Below are 14,521 nucleotides of genomic sequence, written 5' to 3' on the forward strand. Positions count from 1 at the left end.
CGAATTGTTGCAGACATGCCGCAGGTTCTGTGTTTGCCAGAATTCTATTTACAGTTGATCATCTTCCAAAATATGCACGTTTGAAAGCCCTGCGTTTTCAGGGCCTTAAAACGAAAGACTAATTGCATTATGAAGAAGTTTTTGCTTGGCGCTTTTCTGGTTGCCTCTGCCTGTACGACCAAACCACTGGGGATGTCCGTTCCAACGCAAGCCGGTCACAATCTGCATTCGGCGCGGGTAGCGGTCGATTCCTGTTCTCTGGAAGCTGACGAAGGCGGAAACAGCGCCGTCATCGGGGGATATGCAACGAATATCCTTTTATGGGGTATCCTCATCGGCCCTGCGATTACCGCCCCGATCCAGGACGAACTGCGCACGCAGGGCGAAATCGATCAGGTGGACCGCTGCCTGCAAGAGCGCGGTTTCGAACGCCGGGAACTGAGCGCAGGTGAATCGTTCTGGGTGCGCAACGCCTTTGGGGAAGAGCGTGAGCGCCGGTTGGACCATCTGGTTAGCGGCGGCACCATTGAAACCTACGGCGCACCAAAGACCTAACCCCCGGCCTTCCATCTGGCCCAGACGTCTGGCGTGCCATTGAAAGTGTTGATGTCCACCCGGCCCTGAACGCCCGGCACCAGACCAGTGCCGGTATATTGCCAGAATCGCCAGACCGCGCGGGGATAGACAGTGCGTGGGTGGCCTGCGACCGATCTCAGCCAGAACTCGGTCTTGGGCAGGCGCCCGATATCGGTGTCTTCATAGAAATCCACCGTGGTATAGACGATCGGGCGGCGGCCATAATGTCGTTCGAGAATGTCCAGAAAATGCTGCGCCTCGGCCCGGACGGTTCTGCCATCGGGGCGCAGCGTGCAGGTCTTGGAATGCGGCGTCCATTCCATATCCAGCACATGCGGCAGGTCTGCCCCTTTGGGCACGTTCTGGATGAACCAGCGGGCCTGTTCCCGGGCCGAACGGCAGAAATAATAATAGTGGTAGGCGCCCCAAGGCACACCGGCCGACTGCGCGCCGCGGCGGTGATCGTCGAACAGGGGATCTGCCACGTCGCCGCCTTCGGTCGCTTTCAGAAACACAAAGCTGACACCTGATGCCCGGGCCGTGCGCCAGTCAATCGGCCCCTGCCAGCGTGACACGTCAAGGCCATGGATCGGGTATTGTCCGGGGTGGCTCCCTTCCCAGTCATGGGGATCCGCGTCGCCAAAATCGGGGTAGATCACAAGCGGTGCTGTCCTGTCCACGCCCGGAACGGGTTCGACTGCCTGAGGTTTCGGGCCGCCTCGACCGCAAGACATCAGCGCAACGGCCGTTATGGCCAGCATGAATGCCAATCGCATCATAGGGTCCTGTCTGAAATATCTGCTCATATTATTTGCCTCAGAATGCCTGATCTGGCCCGCTTGGCAACGCCTTAGTTTCAGGCTGGCGGATTCCTACCGGCCTGTTGGGCAAGTCAGGGCGTTTTTCCCTTGATCCCTGCCTGCAATACCCTTAAACGACCGCAATCCGGTGCCGCGTTCTGCGACGCCGGTGTTTTGGTTTGCACCATGGCGTGACGTCCCGTTTTCTTCGGCAGGGATGCGCCGGGTCAGGCCAGACCAAAGGAACATTCGATCTGACCTCTGGCGGGCTGTACGCAGGACCCGGTGAAGACCAAGAGCTCTCAGGCCGTGCCCAACTTCGTGGACCAACCACGAGCAGATAGGAGAAACTGCGATGGACCTGATCGCACAGCTTGAGGCGGAACAGATTGCCGCCCTGGGGAAAGACATCCCTGATTTCAAAGCCGGTGACACTATCCGTGTCGGCTATAAGGTGACCGAAGGGTCGCGCACCCGTGTGCAGAACTACGAAGGCGTCTGCATCGCGCGCAACAACGGCAGCGGCATTGCCGGTTCGTTCACCGTTCGCAAGATTTCGTTTGGCGAAGGCGTGGAGCGTGTATTCCCGCTGTATTCGACCAATATCGACAGCATCACCGTTGTCCGCCGCGGCCGCGTTCGTCGCGCCAAACTGTACTATCTGCGCACCCGTCGCGGTAAATCCGCGCGTATCGCAGAGGTTTCCAACTACAAGCCCAAAGCTGGCGCCGAAGCGTAAGGAGCGGAAAGATGAAAAAAGACATCCATCCCGATTATCACGTCATCGACGTCAAGATGACCGATGGCACCATCGTTCAGATGAAATCCACCTGGGGCAGCGAAGGCGACCAGCTGGCACTGGAGATCGACCCTTCGGTACACCCTGCATGGACCGGTGGTTCGTCGCGCCTGTTGGACGCTGGCGGCCGCGTGTCGAAGTTCAAGAAGAAATACGAAGGTCTGGGTTTCTAAACCTTTGCCAAAGTCTTTCAAAGGAAGGTCGCCAACGGGCGGCCTTCTTTCGTTTCAGGCCCCTTTTTTCCCCGGTTTCTGATCCTTTGGTTTTGTAAGTTCAGCCGCGTCGTGCAATGGCGGAACCGGACCGCGCAACAGCAGCAGCGCGATCACCAGCCCTATACCGGCGGCGATCGCGGCCATGAGCATCGCCGCATCAAAGGCATTATCCCGCAGATCACGCAGCGCCCCGGCCAGCGCTGAACCAGTTGACGGGTCAAGCCCGGCAATCAGCTGTTCCACCTGTGTTGCCGTGCCATGTGTCAGGGCGCGCGCAAGGTCGTCGCGCTGCGTCGATCCGGCGGGCAGCGCGGTGATGACTTCTGACAGGCCCGAGCGGATGGTCAGAGCTTCGGCCAGACCGCCGACAACCGATCCCATCGTGGCCCCGAAATACAGGAATGCGTTGATCACCCCGGACCCCTGTCCGACATGTTCGTCGGGCAGCAAGCGAAGCCCAAGACGGGGCAGCAACGAAAAACAGATGCCGATGCCAACCCCCACAATGATCAGTTTCCACCAGATTTCAGCATAGCTGTCGATATTCGAGGTTGTTGTCAAAAGCAGGAAGCCGCAGGCCATCAACCCCATTGCAGCACTCACCGGCCATTGGAAACTGTATGGCGCAAGCAGGCGCGGCGCGGTGACAGAAATGACAAACATGCTCAGGCTCAGGGGCAGGATTGCCACGCCCGCCTCAACCGGTGAATAGCCGAACGCATCCGGGGACTGGACGAACACGTTGAAGTAGACAAAGAAACAGAACAACGCAAATCCCGCAAAGAACATCCCCGTTGCCGCCATAAGATAGCGCGGGTGCCGGAAGTACCGGAACTCGACCAGCGGATCGTCGCTGCGCCGCGAGGTGTAGACCAGACCGACAACTGCCAAAGCGGCGACACCCAAAGGAACGATGGTCAGGGCATTGTCCCATCCGTGTGCCTCACCGTTGCTGAGCGCGAAAGACAATGGGCCCAGCAGCAAGACAATGGCAATCGCCCCTGCGGTATCGAATTTTGCACCCTGAAGGCGCGTATCCGGGACATAGTTTTTCCTGCTGACCTGCAGGCCGATCACAAACGCAATGGCAAGCAGCACAAGGTCTGTGGCGAATACCCCGCGCCAGCTTAGAAAGTTGGCAAAGCTTCCTCCGACTATGGGCCCGACGCCTATCGCAAGGCCCACGATTGCGCCCCACACACCGGTCACACTGGCCCGTTGTTCCTCGGGCGTTGCGGCGGTCAGCAGGGACAATGAGGTGCCGAACAGGGCCGCAGCCCCTGCCCCTTGCGCGCCACGCCCGATCAGCAGCATCGCCGCGTTCTGTGAAAACAGCACCGAAGCCGAGCCACAGGCAAACACGATCATGCCAAAGAAAAAGACACCCATCTTGCCCGTGATATCCCCAAGCCGGCTTACAATCGTCACAAGGGCCGCACTGGCCACCGTATAGATCGCCATCACCCATTGCAGACCCGAGGGCGTCAGATCGAACTCGGCCTTCAGATATGGAAGGATGGTCGCAACAGCAGTTGTGTTGAAGCCAACGACCATCATGCAAATGGCCGTCATTGCAAGAACAACGCGTGAACCGCCTGAACTGTCCGCAGCAGTGTCCGGCATGCCTATGCCCCTTTCACCTGCTTTGAAGATGAACCGAAGAGGACCCGTGCAAAGCCTGCAAGGTTATTCGGTGTAAATCTGTTTGGTATTTAACCAAATTTTCCGCCCCCCGCATAGTTTTCACGATCCGGACCAAGCGGCGTCACCGCGAAAGGACCCTTTGGGAGCGCGATCTGTACATGTGTGAATCAGGCAAACGGCGCGATTGATTCCAGTGCGGATCGTTGCAGGCAGCGGTTGTTCAAGATGTTCGGGACTAGGCGCCGACACGGCGATATCGCTGCCAAGACCGTGATCGGATAGCCGATCAAGGCAGATCACCAGACTGGTGCCTTCCCGTAACCCGCGCACTGCGCTGTGTTTTCCAAAATAGAGTCCGATAATGCCCAAAAGCGCCGCTTGAGGTTCTTTTCATCGCAGGCGACACAACATATAGTGGGTGCCAACAACGTGTAGTCAAACACGGCAAGACTTGGGAATACAAGCATGGCACATATCATTGTGGTCGGGAACGAAAAAGGCGGCGCTGGCAAATCGACCGTGTCGATGCATGTGGCAACCGCATTGGCCCGACTGGGTCACAAGGTCAGCACGCTTGATCTGGACCTGCGGCAACGCAGCCTTGGACGGTATTTCGAGAACCGGAACAACTTTCTGAAAAGCGCGGGCCTGACGCTGCCCGGCCCCCGCCATCACGACCTGCCCGAGATCGATGCCAGCACGCTGAAGCCGGGCGAGAATATCTACGACCACCGCCTGTCTGCTGCCGTGTCGCAACTGGAAAGCGACAGTGACTTTATCCTGATCGACTGCCCCGGCTCCCATACTCGCCTGAGCCAAGTGGCCCATTCGCTGGCCGACACGCTGATCACCCCTTTGAACGACAGTTTCATCGATTTTGACCTGCTGGCGCGGATTGATTCAAAGGGTGAGAAAATCCTCGGCCCGTCCGTCTATTCCGAGATGGTCTGGAATGCCCGGCAATTGCGGGCGCAGGCCGGGCTGAAGCCCATCGACTGGGTCGTTGTGCGCAACCGCGTCGGTACCCAGCGCATGGTCAACAAGGAAAAGATGCAGCGCGCGATCGAAATGCTGTCGCAGCGCATCGGCTTCCGCGTCGCTTCGGGCTTTTCCGAACGGGTGATCTTTCGCGAACTGTTTCCGCGCGGCCTGACCCTGCTGGATCTCAAGGATATTGGCGTCAAACAGCTGAATATCTCGAACATCGCAGCACGGCAGGAACTGCGCGACATGATGCGAGAGCTGAACCTGCCGGGTGTCGAAATCGATTTCTGATCAGCTGTATTGGAGGCTGGTCTGCGCGGCAAACGGGCAATTCAAAACGCGAAATTCTCAGCCCCTAAGCCAGTCAGTGCTGGGTAATGTCGGGGCCATAACTGACTGATTGATCCGAAAAGACTACGTGACCACGTCTTTTCAACTCATCAACCAGCCTTTCCAGCTCTTCCTGCTCCAAGGTCTTTAAAAAAAGGGCGTTCATCGTTCCCTTAAGGGTTTTGATCTTCCTAGGACGCGAAGTTCCTCTAGACTTCAAGCTGTCAACAATCGCATCAATTTTTTGATCCAGCGAGCTTGCATTCGAGATTTTGACGAATGGGATCTCGGATAGGTCTGCATGACGGAAAGCGGGGAGCTTCCTTTGTCGCAGATGTGCAATCAATGGGTCGAAGCCTTTGTCACGAGAAATAACATGAAAACACGCATTGGCGTCTTTGGTAGAGAGTTCTCCTAAGTAGAACGCAATATGAAAGTCCAAGGCGTTCGAGCCATTCCCTGCTATCTTCTGATAAACAGCATTTTCTCCCAAGCTTTGCAGTGCTTGTGCAAAGTCATAGGGTATGCTTTTTTGATTGGCTCCTACGAAAACAATCAAGGTGCAAACATGTCCCCGAAGGAGTTCGAGGTTCTTGGGTTGAACATTTTCAAAGTCGATTAGTATGTAGTTGTTTTTCAAAGGCCGCACTCCAATTCGAGCTCAATGCAAATACAGGACGCCGGATCAGGTCAATATGAAGGTTTCCCTGATTACCCTGCTTAAAACCGCATTGTCGGCAATGGCCTCAAACCCGCCATTCGTACAAATCCTCACCATTCTCGAACATTCGCTCCAACCCGCCGCTCGTACCCAGCTAAACAAAGGTGTTCCTTCACGACTTTCAGTTTCGGAATCGCTGAAGGAATAGCCTCGGTTTCACTTGGAATCTGATGGCCCGCCGGGACTGTATACCGTGAACAGCTCTTTGGGTTCGTTCACCCCGCGCAGCATGTAGCGCCCGACCGAGATGAGGTCTTGTGCGCAGGGGCGTGCCGCGACCGCGACGTCGTCCGAGATCAGGATTCGCTGACCCAGCGACCGGTGCATTCCCGAAATCCGGGCGGCCTGATTGACGGCGGGGCCGATCACTGTGAAATCCAGCCGTGTTTCGGAGCCGATATTGCCATACAGGATTTCGCCGGAATGCAGGGCCAGCGTGAAATTCGCAACCGGCAGCCCCTGCGCCTGACGTCTGGCGTTCAATTCATCCATACGGGCTTGCAGCAAGGGCACCGCGCTGAGCGCGGCACGGGCGTCCTCGTCGATTTCGCCGACATCGAACATGGCCATCAGCCCATCGCCCATGAATTTCAGGATATTCCCACCCTTGTCGTGCACAACGCCCACGGCCACGGCCAGGTAATCATTGAGCATGTCGATGATCTCGTGACCCGGCAGATCTTCAGACAGGTTGGTGAACCCTTCCAGATCGAAATTCCAGATCACCGCATCGATCTGCTGCAATGATCCGCGACGAATCTCACCCGACAGGACGCGGCGCCCGGCATCACGACCCAGATAGACCCGCATCAGGTCTTCGGTCAGGTTCTGGTTCTTGGCGGATTTAAGCGCCAGCCCCAAATGCGGCAATACCGCATGAATGTGCCTGAGATCGCTGTCATCAAACCCGGACGGCGCATCGCTGGCCCAGGACATAAGGACGCCATCACTGACTTTTTTGGTACCGTCGGGGCGCATCTTCCCCGACCCCTCATACGAGATGCCGGTGGCATAATAATCGGTCGCCCCAACCTCTCTCAGGTCGTTCAACAATGGAAAGCGGCTGGGTTCATTATGGTCGACAAGTTTGACCCGGATTTCATCCAGATCCTCGTTTAGCAGCGCATAAAGCGGGCTTTGTTGCCACATTTCGCTGGGCGTATCCGTGTTTTCAAACTTCTCGGATTCACCGCCGGTGCTTTTGTACCAGCTATATCCGGTTCCGCCATAAACCGGGTGCAAGGTTGACTGCGCCGCATGAAACCGCATCAGCGGAATGCCCATATCGACCAGACTGGTGCAGAACCCTTCCAGCAACTCTTCCTGCCCGGCACCCTCAAGCCCCTTTTGGACCAACCAGTCGATCAGGGTGTGTGTGGATACCTTGGCAGGTTCAAATGACGTCATTTCAAATTCCGTATCAAGCATGACACACATCTGGGGACGGCAGGCGCCAATTACCAGTGGTCAATCCACGCCAGCCAACCGTCGCAACATCTGGCGCAGCAAGGCGGCATCTTTTTCGCTGAACAGACCCGACAGCCTGGCGTCATAGCTTGCGGCCACCCCGTACAAGTCGCGATACACGGCTTGCCCGGCTGGTGTCAGCGTCAGCCATTCCGCCCGCCGATCAGCCTCGTCCCGTGTGCGTTTCAGGTACCGGCGCTCCTCGAGCTTGGCAACTGCACGGCTGATCTTGGTTTTGTGCATTCCGGCCCGTTCACCAATTTCCTTGGCGGTCATTTCGCCAAACAGCCCCAGATGGAACAGCACCCGCCATTCGGTTCTGAGCATTCCGTACCGTCCCTTGTAGACAGCCTGAAATTCCAACGAGGCGCGCTCGGCTGCCTGGTTCAGCAGAAACGGCAGAAAATTCTGCAGGAAAAAGTCATCATTTTTTTCAGATTCGTCGTGTGTCATGCTTGTTAGTTACAAAATCAACTATTAACCGACAAGCAGCAAACGGAGGAATACGTAATGAACCGTCCGACGGATCCGCATTCATTGACGCAAGCAGCAACGCCTGTTGGTACCCATGCCGGTTACATGCCCGGCTTTGGCAACGACTTTGAAACCGAGGCGCTGCCCGATGCGCTGCCGCAGGGGATGAACAGCCCGCAAAGGTGCAACTACGGACTTTACGGTGAACAGCTGAGCGGCACGGCCTTTACCGCCAACCCGCCTGAACGCACCTGGTGCTATCGTATTCGCCCGTCGGTAAAGCATTCGCACCGTTACGAAAAGATCGACTTGCCCTATTGGAAATCGGCCCCGTGCATCGACCCGGACGTGATCAGCCTGGGCCAGTATCGCTGGGACCCGGTGCCGCATTCCGATGAAGGTCTGAACTGGATGACCGGGATGCGGACCATGACGACGGCCGGGGATGTGAACACCCAGGTTGGCATGGCCTGCCACATTTATCTGGTTACCGAATCCATGGTCGACGACTATTTCTTCTCGGCTGATTCCGAGTTGCTGGTGGTGCCACAGGAAGGGCGACTGCGCTTTGCGACTGAACTGGGAATCATTGACCTTGAGCCCAAGGAAATCGCGATCATCCCGCGTGGACTGCTGTACCGGGTTGAAGTTCTGGAAGGCCCGGCACGTGGCTTTGTGTGCGAGAATTACGGCCAGAAGTTTGAACTGCCGGGTCGCGGCCCGATCGGGGCCAACTGCATGGCCAACCCGCGCGATTTCAAAGCTCCGGTCGCTGCCTATGAGGATCGTGAAACCCCTTCGACCGTGACGATCAAATGGTGCGGCCAGTTTCACACCACGAAAATCGGACACAGCCCGCTGGATGTGGTGGCGTGGCACGGCAATTATGCACCCTACAAATACGATCTGCGCAATTATTGCCCGGTCGGCGCCATCCTGTTTGACCATCCCGACCCGTCGATCTTTACCGTTCTGACGGCGCCTTCCGGCCAGCCTGGTACTGCAAATATTGACTTTGTCCTGTTCCGCGAACGCTGGATGGTGATGGAAGACACGTTCCGCCCACCGTGGTATCACAAGAACATCATGTCGGAACTGATGGGCAACATCTACGGTCAATATGATGCGAAACCGCAGGGCTTCGTTCCCGGTGGCACCAGTCTGCACAACATGATGATCCCGCATGGCCCCGACAGGGAAGCCTTTGACAAAGCATCCTATTCCAATCTGGGGCCGGAAAAGCTGGACCAGACGATGTCGTTCATGTTCGAAACCCGGTTCCCCCAGCACCTGACGCCGTTTGCCGCCAATGAGGCACCGTTGCAGGACGACTATATCGATTGCTGGACATCGCTAGAGAAGAAGTTCGACGGCACACCGGGCAAGAAGTGACCCTCAGACTGGGTTACCCGGACAGCACCCGTCCTGATGGCGATGAACATACCTATTCCGGTTGCAGGCGTACTGTCGCTGCAACCGGAAAACAAAGACGGGGCCTTGGCAGCCGACCTGCCGCAACCGCGCCCGTTCTGGGCTTTGGCGCCTGTCTTTCAGGGGTTATGATCGTTTCGAACCACGTACCAAGTACAACAAAATAGGGGCAAAATATGCCTTTGATGAAATCCTGGGTGGCCTCGGCCAACGACGCGGCGCATCCGTTTCCACTGAACAACCTGCCTTACGGTGTCTTCTCGACTGAAGGCGATGATCCACGCTGCGGTGTGGCCATTGGCGACATGATCCTGGACGTTACCGCCGCCGAAGCCGAAGGCCTGATCACCCTGACCGATGAACCGCTGTTCGATCTGCCGTTCTGGAACCCCCTGATGGAGGAAGGCCCCGCTGTCTGGACCGCCCTGCGTGAGCGGCTGATCAGCCTTCTGGCGGACGGCTCGGACGAACAAAGCAAGGTCGAACCGCTGCTTGTACCACAGGCCGAAGCCGAGATGCACTTGCCCTTCGCGGTCAGCGAATACACCGATTTCTATGCCGGGCGGAACCATGCCTTCAACGTGGGCACCATGTTTCGTGGCCCGGAAAACGCGCTGCCGCCGAACTGGTTGCACATTCCGATTGGTTATAACGGACGGGCGTCCTCGGTCGTGGTGTCCGGCACGGATATCCGCCGCCCTTGGGGACAGCTGAAATCCCCCGATCAGGACCTGCCCGCCTTCCTGCCCAGCCGCCGCTTTGATATCGAGTTGGAGATGGGCGCGATTGTCGGCACGCCCTCGGATGGCCCGATCACGGTTCAGGAAGCTGACGACCACATCTTCGGCTACGTTCTGCTGAACGACTGGTCGGCACGTGATATACAGGCCTGGGAATACCAGCCGCTGGGTCCGTTTCAGGCCAAGGCAACCGCAACCTCGATCAGCCCTTGGATCGTGACCAAGGCAGCCCTCGAGCCGTTCCGCTGTGATACGCCAGCCCGCGAGTTCGCGCTGCTGGACCACCTCAAGGATTGCGGCCCGATGCTTTATGACATCGATCTGGCCGTCACCATGGCACCCGAAGGCAAAGACGCCACGACCATCGCGCGGACCAACTACAACCAGATGTATTATTCCGCCGCGCAACAATTGGCCCACCACACCACATCGGGATGCCCGATGAACACCGGCGACCTGCTGGGGTCAGGCACCATATCCGGACCAACCAAGCCCGAACGCGGATCGTTGCTGGAACTCAGCTGGGGTGCGAAAGAGCCGCTGACGCTGAACACAGGTGAAACCCGCAGCTTCATCGAAGACGGCGACACGATGACCCTGACCGGCGCGGCCAGGGGCGACGGCTATACGATCGGGTTCGGCGACTGCACCGGCACCGTTCTGCCTGCACTCAATTCCCCATTCGAGCGATGACGCACTGAGCTTCATCTTTTCCCAAATACTCCCGCCGGAGGCATCCAATCCCTGCCTTCCGCGCAACCGCAAAAGGACAAAACCAAGATGGCCAAAGCATTCGCGTCCCAGGGGGACATGTCGGAAAAGAGAATCTCGTTCACCGAAGTGGGCGAGGGGCTCTATGCTTTCACCGCCGAGGGTGACCCGAACTCGGGCGTGATCATCGGCGATGACAGCGTGATGATCGTCGAGGCGCAGGCGACCCCGCGCCTGGCCAACAAGGTGATCGAATGCGTGCGGTCTGTGACCGACAAGCCGATCACCCACGTGGCGCTGACCCATTATCACGCGGTGCGGGTTTTGGGTGCCAGCGCTTTTGGCGCACAACAGATCCTGATGTCCGACATGGCCCGCGCCATGGTGGTTGAACGCGGTCAGGAAGACTGGGACAGCGAATTCCAGCGCTTCCCGCGCCTGTTCGAAGGGCATGAAAGCATCCCCGGTCTGACCTGGCCCACAACCACATTCAGCGACACGATGACCGTTTATCTGGGCAACCGCCGGATCGACCTGATGCATCTGGGGCGCGCCCATACCGCCGGTGATATCGTCATCCATGTGCCTGACCAGAACGTGATGTTCACCGGCGACATCGTCGAATATCACTCGGCCTGCTATTGCGGCGACGGGCATTTCAGCGACTGGGGCGACACGCTGGACGAGATCAAGTGGTTCGATGTCGACGCCATCGCACCGGGACGCGGCGACGCGCTGGTTGGCAAGGACATGGTCAATGCCGCCATCGAAAACACCCGCGATTTCGTCGAAAGCACCTACCGCCCCGCAGCCAAGGTTGCGGCGCGCGGTGGCAGCCTGAAAGAGGCTTGGGACGCAGTCCGCGCCGAATGTGACCCTAAATTCGCCAGTTACGCGATCTACGAACACTGCCTGCCGTTCAACGTCGCCCGCGCCTATGACGAAGCCCGCGGTATCGACACGCCTCGCATCTGGACCGCCCAACGCGATCTTGAGATGTGGGAGGCCCTGCAGGGGTAAGGAAAAACGGCCCAGTTTGATCCAGATCGTTTTAGGCGGCGGGATTCAGTGAAACCATATGCCAAAGGCTTCGGCACGTGCTGCCGGGGCACAGGACATGCAGCACTTTGGCGCATCTGCTTGGGGGGAAGCCCATGAACAAGATCTTTGAAACTCCGCTTTACGGCTATGAACGCAGCCCCGATCAGGACAGCCCGACGCCGGTTCGGCACAAGGTTATCGTGATCGGCGCGGGTCCGGTTGGTCTGGCCGCCGCGATTGATCTGGCGCAGCAAGGGGTCGACGTCGTGGTTCTGGACGAGAATGACAAGGTCAGTTTCGGCAGCCGCGCCATCTGTTTCTCGCAACGCACGCTGGAAATTGCCGACCGGCTGGGATGCGGACGCCGACTGGTCGACAAGGGCGTCCTGTGGGATCGGGGCAAGGTGTTCTTCGATGACCGACAGGTCTATGACTTCAACCTGCAACCGGAACAAGGTTATGCCAACCCTGCCTTCATCAACCTTCAGCAATACCATTTTGAGAACTATTTCGTTGAACGGGTCCGCGAGTTGCAGGCAGAAGGCGCACCGATTGAGATACGCGGGCGCAACAAGGTCGAGGCGATTGGCACGCATGACGATCACGTGCGGCTGGAGGTCGGGACGCCCGAAGGACCTTACACAATCGAAGCCGATTGGCTGATTGCCTGTGATGGCGCGACCTCCCCCGCCCGGCGGATGTTGGGCATTGATTTCGAAGGACGGATTTTCGAAGACAACTTCCTGATTGCAGACGTGATCATGGATGCCGATTTTCCGTCTGAACGCTGGTTCTGGTTCGATCCGCCGTTCAATCGCGGGCAATCCGCATTGTTGCATAAACAGCCCGACAATGTATGGCGCATCGACTTGCAGCTGGGTTGGGATATCGACAAGGAACGCGAAAAGCGCCCCGAGAACGTGATCCCCCGCCTCAAGGCGATGCTGGGCGATGATGTCGAGTTTGAGCTAGAATGGGTCTCGATCTATACGTTCCAGTGCCGTCGCATGGAAAGCTTCCGCAAGGGCCGTGTCCTGTTTGCGGGCGACAGCGCGCATCAGGTCAGCCCCTTTGGCGCGCGCGGGGCCAATTCCGGCCTTCAGGACACCGACAACCTGTGTTGGAAACTGAAGCTGGTTCTGGACGGGAAAGCACCTGAAACTCTGCTGGACAGCTACAACGCCGAACGCGTGTACGGGGCCGACGAGAACATCCTGAATTCCAGCCGGTCGACCGATTTCATCACCCCGAAATCCCAGATGTCGCGGATCCTGCGCGATGCGGTACTGGACCTGAGCGAGCATTATGACTTCGCGCGCCCGCTGGTGAATTCTGGCCGCCTGAGCCAGCCCTGCACCTATGATGGATCTTCGCTGAATTCTGCGGACGCGCTGAACGGCCCCGCCGGAACGCGACCGGGCTCGGCCTGTCCCGACGCTCCGCTTGGTGACGAGTTTCTGCTGCCCAAGCTTGCAGGCAAGTTCACGCTTCTGACCGTCGATGCAGACGCCCCTGATGCCCTGGAAGAAGACGGGATCGAGGTCACGCGACTGGCGCTGTCGGTCAAGGATGACATGACGCTGGCCCTCAAACGCCGCTATCTGGGCGACGCGACCAGCGCAGTCTATCTGATCCGCCCGGACCAGCATGTGGCCGCCCGGCGTGACAGTTACGAAGAAAACACCTTCCGGCACGCGATCCGCAGAGCCTGCGGTAAGGAGTAAGCCCTATGTCAGACCTGATCCTAACCCCGAACATCAAAGACGCCGATGACTTCTATGCCGAACTTCTGGCCGCACATGAGGGCCTGGAAAAAGCCGATAGCGACGCGCTGAATGCGCGGCTGGTGCTGGTGCTGGCCAACCACATCGGTGACAGTGCAGTGCTGACGGACGCCCTTCGCGCTGCCGCTTTGACTGACAATTGACAGGCCCGGACGTGAGCGACGTCGTCCTTTATGACTATTGGCGGTCCTCGGCCAGTTACCGGGTGCGGATCGCCCTGAATCTGGCCGGGATCGCGTATCGCCCGGTTGTTGTCGATCTGGTCGGCGGCGCACAAAAGAGCGATGAACATATCGCTCGAAACCCGCAGGGCTTTGTGCCGGTTCTGGATATTGACGGGCTGCGGTTGACGCAATCGCTGGCCATCCTCGACTATCTGGACCGGACCCGGCAGTTGAACCTTCTGCCTGATGATCCGGCGGAACGTGCGCGTGTTCAGGCACTGGCTTATGCGATTGCGGTCGACATCCACCCAGTCTGCAACCTGTCGGTTGCGCGCTATGCTACGACCCTAAGCCATAATGCCCCCGACATGCCCGGCGACTGGATGCGGCATTTCATCAAACCCGGGTTGCAGGCGTTTGAAACCATGCTGGGGGATTTCGAACAGGCCCCCTACTGTGTTGGGTCAAAGCCCGGTCTCGCCGACCTCTGCCTGATCCCGCAGATCTATAACGCGCGCCGGTGGCAGGTTGATCTGTCGGATATGCCCCGCCTGCTGCGGGTTGAAGAGGCCTGCGCCAATCACCCGGCCTTTGTCGCGGCACATCCCGACGCACATGCGCAGGGTTAACATTGCACAGA

Annotated in this window: 16 protein-coding genes; 11 read left to right on the forward strand and 5 right to left on the reverse strand. The window is 58.1% G+C overall.

From position 1 onward, the window contains the following. Window positions 1-129 precede the first annotated feature (129 nt). Window positions 130-555: a hypothetical protein gene (locus tag AC2FLU_RS12020; protein ID WP_496808200.1), complete on the forward strand. Its 426-nt coding sequence runs from the start codon at window positions 130-132 to the stop codon at window positions 553-555. On the opposite strand, the gene AC2FLU_RS12025 is transcribed toward AC2FLU_RS12020, so the two are convergent. Further along, window positions 552-1,352: a glycoside hydrolase family 25 protein gene (locus AC2FLU_RS12025; RefSeq protein ID WP_480473934.1), complete on the reverse strand. Its 801-nt coding sequence runs from the start codon at window positions 1,350-1,352 to the stop codon at window positions 552-554. The genes AC2FLU_RS12020 and AC2FLU_RS12025 overlap by 4 nt on opposite strands. A 379-nt stretch (window positions 1,353-1,731) precedes the next feature. Between AC2FLU_RS12025 and rplS the strand changes: the two genes are divergently transcribed. Together rplS and rpmE are read left to right on the forward strand one after the other, a co-directional pair. Continuing rightward, a complete protein-coding gene (gene rplS / locus AC2FLU_RS12030; protein WP_480473935.1) occupies window positions 1,732-2,115 on the forward strand; it encodes a 50S ribosomal protein L19 in 384 nt (127 codons plus the stop codon). 11 nt (window positions 2,116-2,126) lie between these two features. Beyond that, the gene (gene rpmE, locus AC2FLU_RS12035; protein WP_480473936.1) at window positions 2,127-2,348 is read left to right on the forward strand and encodes a 50S ribosomal protein L31; all 222 of its coding nucleotides are present in this window, start codon (window positions 2,127-2,129) and stop codon (window positions 2,346-2,348) included. Between the two features lie 54 nt (window positions 2,349-2,402). On the opposite strand, the gene AC2FLU_RS12040 is transcribed toward rpmE, so the two are convergent. Beyond that, window positions 2,403-4,013 carry an MFS transporter gene (locus AC2FLU_RS12040; RefSeq protein ID WP_496808199.1) on the reverse strand — a complete coding sequence of 537 codons (1,611 nt, stop codon included), beginning with the start codon at window positions 4,011-4,013 and terminating at the stop codon, window positions 2,403-2,405. 486 nt (window positions 4,014-4,499) lie between these two features. On the opposite strand from AC2FLU_RS12040, the gene AC2FLU_RS12045 reads away from it, so the two are divergent. Continuing rightward, window positions 4,500-5,309 carry a division plane positioning ATPase MipZ gene (locus AC2FLU_RS12045; RefSeq protein WP_267367261.1) on the forward strand — a complete coding sequence of 270 codons (810 nt, stop codon included), beginning with the start codon at window positions 4,500-4,502 and terminating at the stop codon, window positions 5,307-5,309. A gap of 73 nt (window positions 5,310-5,382) precedes the next feature. On the opposite strand, the gene AC2FLU_RS12050 is transcribed toward AC2FLU_RS12045, so the two are convergent. The 3 genes from AC2FLU_RS12050 to AC2FLU_RS12060 all read right to left on the reverse strand — a co-directional run bounded on the left by AC2FLU_RS12050 (window position 5,383) and on the right by AC2FLU_RS12060 (window position 7,989). Next, entirely contained in the window at window positions 5,383-5,988 is a 606-nt protein-coding gene (locus tag AC2FLU_RS12050; protein ID WP_480483796.1) for a PIN domain-containing protein, read from the reverse strand. A 237-nt stretch (window positions 5,989-6,225) separates the two neighbouring features. Continuing rightward, complete coding sequence (locus tag AC2FLU_RS12055; RefSeq protein WP_496811991.1) at window positions 6,226-7,476, reverse strand: adenylate/guanylate cyclase domain-containing protein; 1,251 nt, start codon at window positions 7,474-7,476, stop codon at window positions 6,226-6,228. Between the two features lie 60 nt (window positions 7,477-7,536). Next, on the reverse strand, window positions 7,537-7,989 hold the full coding sequence (locus AC2FLU_RS12060; protein ID WP_480554755.1) for a MarR family winged helix-turn-helix transcriptional regulator: 453 nt from the start codon (window positions 7,987-7,989) through the stop codon (window positions 7,537-7,539). Between the two features lie 57 nt (window positions 7,990-8,046). Here AC2FLU_RS12060 and hmgA point away from each other — a divergent pair, with 57 nt between their 5' ends. The 7 genes from hmgA to maiA all read left to right on the forward strand — a co-directional run bounded on the left by hmgA (window position 8,047) and on the right by maiA (window position 14,510). Next, window positions 8,047-9,402 carry a homogentisate 1,2-dioxygenase gene (hmgA, locus tag AC2FLU_RS12065; RefSeq protein WP_267365046.1) on the forward strand — a complete coding sequence of 452 codons (1,356 nt, stop codon included), beginning with the start codon at window positions 8,047-8,049 and terminating at the stop codon, window positions 9,400-9,402. Window positions 9,403-9,438: 36 nt separating this feature from the next. Further along, window positions 9,439-9,573, forward strand: a complete 135-nt coding sequence (locus tag AC2FLU_RS12070) for a hypothetical protein (protein WP_480473942.1) — start codon at window positions 9,439-9,441, stop codon at window positions 9,571-9,573. A gap of 44 nt (window positions 9,574-9,617) precedes the next feature. Further along, the gene (gene fahA, locus AC2FLU_RS12075; RefSeq protein WP_496808197.1) at window positions 9,618-10,874 is read left to right on the forward strand and encodes a fumarylacetoacetase; all 1,257 of its coding nucleotides are present in this window, start codon (window positions 9,618-9,620) and stop codon (window positions 10,872-10,874) included. 87 nt (window positions 10,875-10,961) lie between these two features. After that, on the forward strand, window positions 10,962-11,912 hold the full coding sequence (locus AC2FLU_RS12080; protein WP_480554757.1) for an MBL fold metallo-hydrolase: 951 nt from the start codon (window positions 10,962-10,964) through the stop codon (window positions 11,910-11,912). A 134-nt stretch (window positions 11,913-12,046) separates the two neighbouring features. Beyond that, complete coding sequence (locus AC2FLU_RS12085) at window positions 12,047-13,657, forward strand: FAD-dependent oxidoreductase (RefSeq protein ID WP_496715106.1); 1,611 nt, start codon at window positions 12,047-12,049, stop codon at window positions 13,655-13,657. Window positions 13,658-13,662: 5 nt separating this feature from the next. Then, entirely contained in the window at window positions 13,663-13,860 is a 198-nt protein-coding gene (locus tag AC2FLU_RS12090) for a DUF2783 domain-containing protein (protein ID WP_480519396.1), read from the forward strand. A gap of 11 nt (window positions 13,861-13,871) precedes the next feature. Continuing rightward, a complete protein-coding gene (maiA, locus tag AC2FLU_RS12095; protein ID WP_480519394.1) occupies window positions 13,872-14,510 on the forward strand; it encodes a maleylacetoacetate isomerase in 639 nt (212 codons plus the stop codon). Window positions 14,511-14,521 lie beyond the last annotated feature (11 nt).

The organism is Ruegeria sp. SAZD013 (assembly GCF_059612525.1).

Coding starts and splice junctions, on each gene's coding strand:
- AC2FLU_RS12020 (WP_496808200.1), top strand. CDS start 130: ATGAAGAAGTTTTTGCTTGGCGCTTTTCTGGTTGCCTCTGCCTGTACG.
- AC2FLU_RS12025 (WP_480473934.1), bottom strand. CDS start 1,352: ATGCGATTGGCATTCATGCTGGCCATAACGGCCGTTGCGCTGATGTCT.
- rplS (WP_480473935.1), top strand. CDS start 1,732: ATGGACCTGATCGCACAGCTTGAGGCGGAACAGATTGCCGCCCTGGGG.
- rpmE (WP_480473936.1), top strand. CDS start 2,127: ATGAAAAAAGACATCCATCCCGATTATCACGTCATCGACGTCAAGATG.
- AC2FLU_RS12040 (WP_496808199.1), bottom strand. CDS start 4,013: ATGCCGGACACTGCTGCGGACAGTTCAGGCGGTTCACGCGTTGTTCTT.
- AC2FLU_RS12045 (WP_267367261.1), top strand. CDS start 4,500: ATGGCACATATCATTGTGGTCGGGAACGAAAAAGGCGGCGCTGGCAAA.
- AC2FLU_RS12055 (WP_496811991.1), bottom strand. CDS start 7,476: ATGACGTCATTTGAACCTGCCAAGGTATCCACACACACCCTGATCGAC.
- AC2FLU_RS12060 (WP_480554755.1), bottom strand. CDS start 7,989: ATGACACACGACGAATCTGAAAAAAATGATGACTTTTTCCTGCAGAAT.
- hmgA (WP_267365046.1), top strand. CDS start 8,047: ATGAACCGTCCGACGGATCCGCATTCATTGACGCAAGCAGCAACGCCT.
- AC2FLU_RS12070 (WP_480473942.1), top strand. CDS start 9,439: ATGGCGATGAACATACCTATTCCGGTTGCAGGCGTACTGTCGCTGCAA.
- fahA (WP_496808197.1), top strand. CDS start 9,618: ATGCCTTTGATGAAATCCTGGGTGGCCTCGGCCAACGACGCGGCGCAT.
- AC2FLU_RS12080 (WP_480554757.1), top strand. CDS start 10,962: ATGGCCAAAGCATTCGCGTCCCAGGGGGACATGTCGGAAAAGAGAATC.
- AC2FLU_RS12085 (WP_496715106.1), top strand. CDS start 12,047: ATGAACAAGATCTTTGAAACTCCGCTTTACGGCTATGAACGCAGCCCC.
- AC2FLU_RS12090 (WP_480519396.1), top strand. CDS start 13,663: ATGTCAGACCTGATCCTAACCCCGAACATCAAAGACGCCGATGACTTC.